This is a genomic window from Amycolatopsis sp. NPDC059021, assembly GCF_042739895.1.
Taxonomy (GTDB): domain Bacteria; phylum Actinomycetota; class Actinomycetes; order Mycobacteriales; family Pseudonocardiaceae; genus Amycolatopsis.
Genome location: NZ_JBHYIQ010000049.1, coordinates 52,079 through 56,483 on the forward strand (window position 1 = coordinate 52,079; position 4,405 = coordinate 56,483).

A 4,405-nucleotide genomic window follows, 5' to 3' on the forward strand; every position below is an offset into this window, starting at 1 on the left:
ATGCGCCTGCTCTCCGCGCTCGTCGGCGGCGGGGATCGGTCACTGCCGGGGAACCCGAACTTCAGCCTGTTCGAGCAGGCGTTCACCGACGCCGGCTTCGACCTGGCGCACATCGACGACGGCTGGGCGGTGAACGGCCACGACGCGCTGATCACCGTCTCCACCGCGCTGCGCACCCTGCCCTCGGGCAAACCGGTGCAGCGCAGCCAGGTCAACACCGCGATCAGCGGCTTTTCGTCGTCCTCTCAGTCGGTACCCGGCGCCGGCGGGCTGATCACGTTCGACAACAGCGGCAACCGCACGGACAACGTGCCGTTCGTGCGAGTGTGCCCGCTGCCGCCCGCTGCGGGCACACCGCCGTCCAGCACGACCGTGACCATCGTGACCTCACGGATGACCGCGAACTGTTCCTGACCTGCGAAAAGGAGCAAGGGACCTTTACTATCGCCGGGCGATAGCAAAGGTCCCTTGCTCGCTCCGCGTCAGTAGCGGTAGTGGTCGGACTTGAAGGGGCCCTCGACGTCGACGTCGATGTACTCGGCCTGCTCCTTGGTGAGCTTGGTCAGCTCGCCGCCCAGCGCCTCGAGGTGGATCCGCGCGACCTTCTCGTCGAGCTTCTTGGACAGGCGGAACACCTCCTTGTCGTACTCCTCGTGCTTGGTGAACAGCTCGATCTGCGCGATCACCTGGTTGGCGAAGCTGTTCGACATCACGAAGGACGGGTGCCCGGTCGCGTTGCCCAGGTTCAGCAGGCGGCCCTCGGACAGCACGATGATGCTCTTGCCGTCCGGGAAGACCCACTCGTCGACCTGCGGCTTGATGTTCACCCGGCGGACGCCCGGGTACCGCGCCAGCCCGGCCATGTCGAGCTCGTTGTCGAAGTGCCCGATGTTGCCGAGGATCGCCTGGTGCTTCATCCGAGCCATGTGCTCGGCCATCACGACGTCCTTGTTGCCCGTGGTCGTGATGACGATGTCCGCCTCGGCGAGGACGTTCTCCAGCTTCTTGACCTGGTAGCCGTCCATCGACGCCTGCAGCGCGCAGATCGGGTCGATCTCGGTGACGATGACCCGCGCGCCCTGGCCGCGCAGCGACTCGGCCGCGCCCTTGCCGACGTCGCCGTACCCGCAGACGACCGCGACCTTGCCGCCGATGAGGACGTCGGTGCCGCGGTTGATGCCGTCGATCAGCGAGTGCCGGATGCCGTAGCGGTTGTCGAACTTCGACTTGGTGACCGAGTCGTTGACGTTGATCGCCGGGAACAGCAGCTCGCCGGCCGCGGCGAGCTGGTAGAGCCGCAGCACGCCGGTCGTGGTCTCCTCGGTGACACCGCGGATGCCCTCGCCGATCTTCGTCCACTTCCCCGTGTCGGCCGCGACGGAGGCACGCAGCAGCTCGAGGAACACGCGGAACTCGTCCGAGGTGTTCTCGTCCGGGGTCGGGACGACGCCCGCCTTCTCGTACTCGGTGCCCTTGTGCACGAGCATGGTGGCGTCGCCACCGTCGTCGAGGATCATGTTCGGGCCGTCACCGTCCCAGGTGAGCATCCGCTCGGTGCACCACCAGTATTCCTCGAGCGACTCGCCCTTCCACGCGAACACCGGGACGCCCTGGGGCTCCTCGGCCGTGCCGTGCGGGCCGACCACGACCGCGGCGGCGGCGTGGTCCTGGGTGGAGAAGATGTTGCAGGAGGCCCAGCGCACCTCGGCCCCGAGCGCGACCAGTGTCTCGATGAGCACCGCGGTCTGGACCGTCATGTGCAGCGAGCCCGAGACACGCGCGCCACGCAGCGGGTAGACCTCGGCGTATTCCCGGCGCAGCGCCATCAAGCCGGGCATCTCGTGCTCGGCGAGGCGGATCTCCTTGCGGCCGAACTCGGCGGCTTCGAGGTCGGCGACGGCGAATTCGATGCCATTGCGGGTCTGGTGCCGCTGGGCAACGCTTTCGGGGGTCATAGTGGCGGTTCCTCCAAGACTCGACGACATCCGAACACTACCGTTGTCGCCTTGACGCTAGTTGGAACGCTGAGGAGACCCCCGCCGTGCCCTTGCCAGGCCCCGACACCCGCATCGTCGAACTGCGCGTCGCAGGGCTGGTCGGCACCAGTGGCGAAAGCCTGCTGGACTCGGTCGCGACGGTCGACGTCGCCGGCGACGGCCTCGGCAGGGTCGTCCGGCCCGCCGACCGCCTGCGCCGCCCCGCGCCGGGGCCGGTGCTGTCCGCGCTGGGCCGGTCGATCCCCCGCACCCTCGAGGGTTACCTCTGGAGCGGGATGACCTCGGGCGGCGCGGCGAAGGCGACGTGGGCGCTGCTGTTCCCGTTCTCGCTGGCCAATGTCGCGTTCTGGATGCTGCCCCCGGTACCGCCGGGGAGCCGGTTCGCCGCGTTCCTCGGAGCGCTGTGCCGCGGCCTGCTCCGCATCGCCGCGTTGCTGCTGACGATGCTGCTGGTCAGCCAGCTCTCCGCGACCGCGCTGGACCTGATCGCCACACAATGTCTCGCCCCCGGCTCGGGCTGTATCCCCTCGGCGCCGTCGTGGCTGCGCGAGTCGTCCCTGCTGCGCGTGACCATCGGCGTGCTGCCGCTGTTCGTGATCATCCTGGTGCTGCACCGGATTTCGTCGGCGAACTGGAAGGTGCACGCCCCGGACGGCGTACGCCGGTTCGGCCCGCTCCGGCTGCGAACCGACCCCGACACGCCGGGCCTGCGGGTCATGCACACGGTCGCCGCGCTGGCCTCCGTCGCGCTGCCCCTGGCCGGCGGCCCGCTGCGGGTGCCGGACGCGCCGTTCGACATCGTCGTGTGGATCTGCGCCCTCGCGCTGGTGCTCGCCTCGATCCTGACCGTCACGATCGGCACCGACGCGGGTCCGCTCGCGCGCCGCTCGCTCTTTTCCTTCGCGGTGCTGGTCGTCGTGGTGGCCGCGATCCGCGCGCTGCCGCTGCCTTCGGGCGGGCACCGCCTGCCCGGCACGGACCCGACGGTGGAAGGCCTCGGCGCCGCGCAGGTCGTAGTCACCGTGTTGTTCGCGGTGACGCTGATCCCGGCCGCGCTGCTGGCCCGGCGCACCTGGAAGGACCAGCCGCGGCGGCTCCGTCCGTGGGCCGGTGGCTGGGCGGCGGCGCCGGTGCTCGCGCTCGCGGGGCTGCTCGGCGGCGGCTTCGGCGCCGGACTCGCCGGAGTGGCGCGAAAGCTGGCGGGCACCGACGGGCTCCGGCTGCCCGACACCTACCGGCTGATCACCGTGCTGTGGGGCGGCGGCCTGGTCCTGGCCGTCGTGCTCGGCGTCGTCGGCTTCGCGGTCGCCGTCCCGCTGCGTCGTCGCCGCCGGGGCGTCCCGGCGATCGTGGAACTGATGGAGCTGGACGAAAAACAGGAAGCGGACGCGGCCTCGGCATGGGCGCGATCGGCGTGGGAACGTCGTCATCTGCACCATCTGGCGCTCACCGTGGCGCTGGCGATGGCCGCGGGCGGGATCGCGCTCCTGGTGGTGCGCTTCGGTTTCCGCCTGGACCCCGGCTGGTTCGAACCCCTGTCGGCCATCGGCGTGTTCGCGCTCGCCGCGCTGGCGGCCGGGCTGCTGCGCGTGGTCTACACCGCGGCGAAGAGCCCGCAGCGCAGCAGGCATCTCGGCGCGCTCGCGGACCTGGTGTGCTTCTGGCCGCGCGCCGCGCATCCGACCGTCCCGCCGTGTTACGCGCTGAAGGTGGTGCCGGAACTCGCGAGCCGGGTCAAGGACCATCTCGCCGAACCGAACACGCGGGTCGTGCTTTCGGGTTACAACGTGGGCAGCCTGCTCGCCGTGCTCGCCGCGTCGCGGCTGGCCGGCGAACTGCCGGACGAGGACCTCGAACGGGTCGGCCTGCTGACCGCGGGTTCCCCACTGCAGTGGGGCTACCAGCGCGCGTTCCCCGCGTTGCTGCCGCCGGAATCGCTCGCGGCGCTGTTCGGCGACCTCGACGGCCGGTGGCGAGCGCTGTGCCGGGGAACGGACATCTTCGGCGGCGGTGTCACGACGTGGCGGCACCAGGTGACGTCCGGGAAGCTGCTCGGCGACGGCTATCTCCCCGAGGGCGGCGTCGGCGCGCTCGCGGCCGAACCGGATCCGCACGGAGTGCTCGTCCTCGGCGGCGACCATTGGCTCCCGGACCCGCTGCGCGCGCCGACCGGACGTCATCGCTGGGCGCCGGGAGTCCTCAAGCAGCGGGACTACCTGGTCGATCCGGAATGGGACAACGCGGTCGCGATGGCCGCGGGTCTTGCCCGGCCGGGAAAGCCGTCGAAACGGTGGGGTGAGCAGGGCGCCCTCTTCGGCGACTTCCCCACCGTGCGCTGAAGGGGACGTTCCTCTCGTAAGACTCTCTCAGAGGGCCCTAGCTCTTATAAAATAAAACGAGCCCCAGAG

General features: G+C 70.3%; 2 protein-coding genes and 1 pseudogene. 2 read left to right on the forward strand and 1 reads right to left on the reverse strand.

The window, feature by feature from the left end; genetic code table 11:
* Positions 1–414: pseudogene (locus ACFWX1_RS26825) on the forward strand (ABC transporter substrate-binding protein); the annotation flags it as partial.
* 68 nt (positions 415–482) lie between these two features.
* Here ACFWX1_RS26825 and ahcY read toward each other — a convergent pair.
* The gene (gene ahcY / locus ACFWX1_RS26830; RefSeq protein ID WP_378391799.1) at positions 483–1,955 is read right to left on the reverse strand and encodes an adenosylhomocysteinase; all 1,473 of its coding nucleotides are present in this window, start codon (positions 1,953–1,955) and stop codon (positions 483–485) included.
* Positions 1,956–2,047: 92 nt separating this feature from the next.
* On the opposite strand from ahcY, the gene ACFWX1_RS26835 reads away from it, so the two are divergent.
* The gene (locus ACFWX1_RS26835; protein WP_378391823.1) at positions 2,048–4,336 is read left to right on the forward strand and encodes a hypothetical protein; all 2,289 of its coding nucleotides are present in this window, start codon (positions 2,048–2,050) and stop codon (positions 4,334–4,336) included.
* The last annotated feature ends 69 nt before the right edge of the window (positions 4,337–4,405 follow it).

Coding starts and splice junctions, on each gene's coding strand:
- ahcY (WP_378391799.1), bottom strand. CDS start 1,955: ATGACCCCCGAAAGCGTTGCCCAGCGGCACCAGACCCGCAATGGCATC.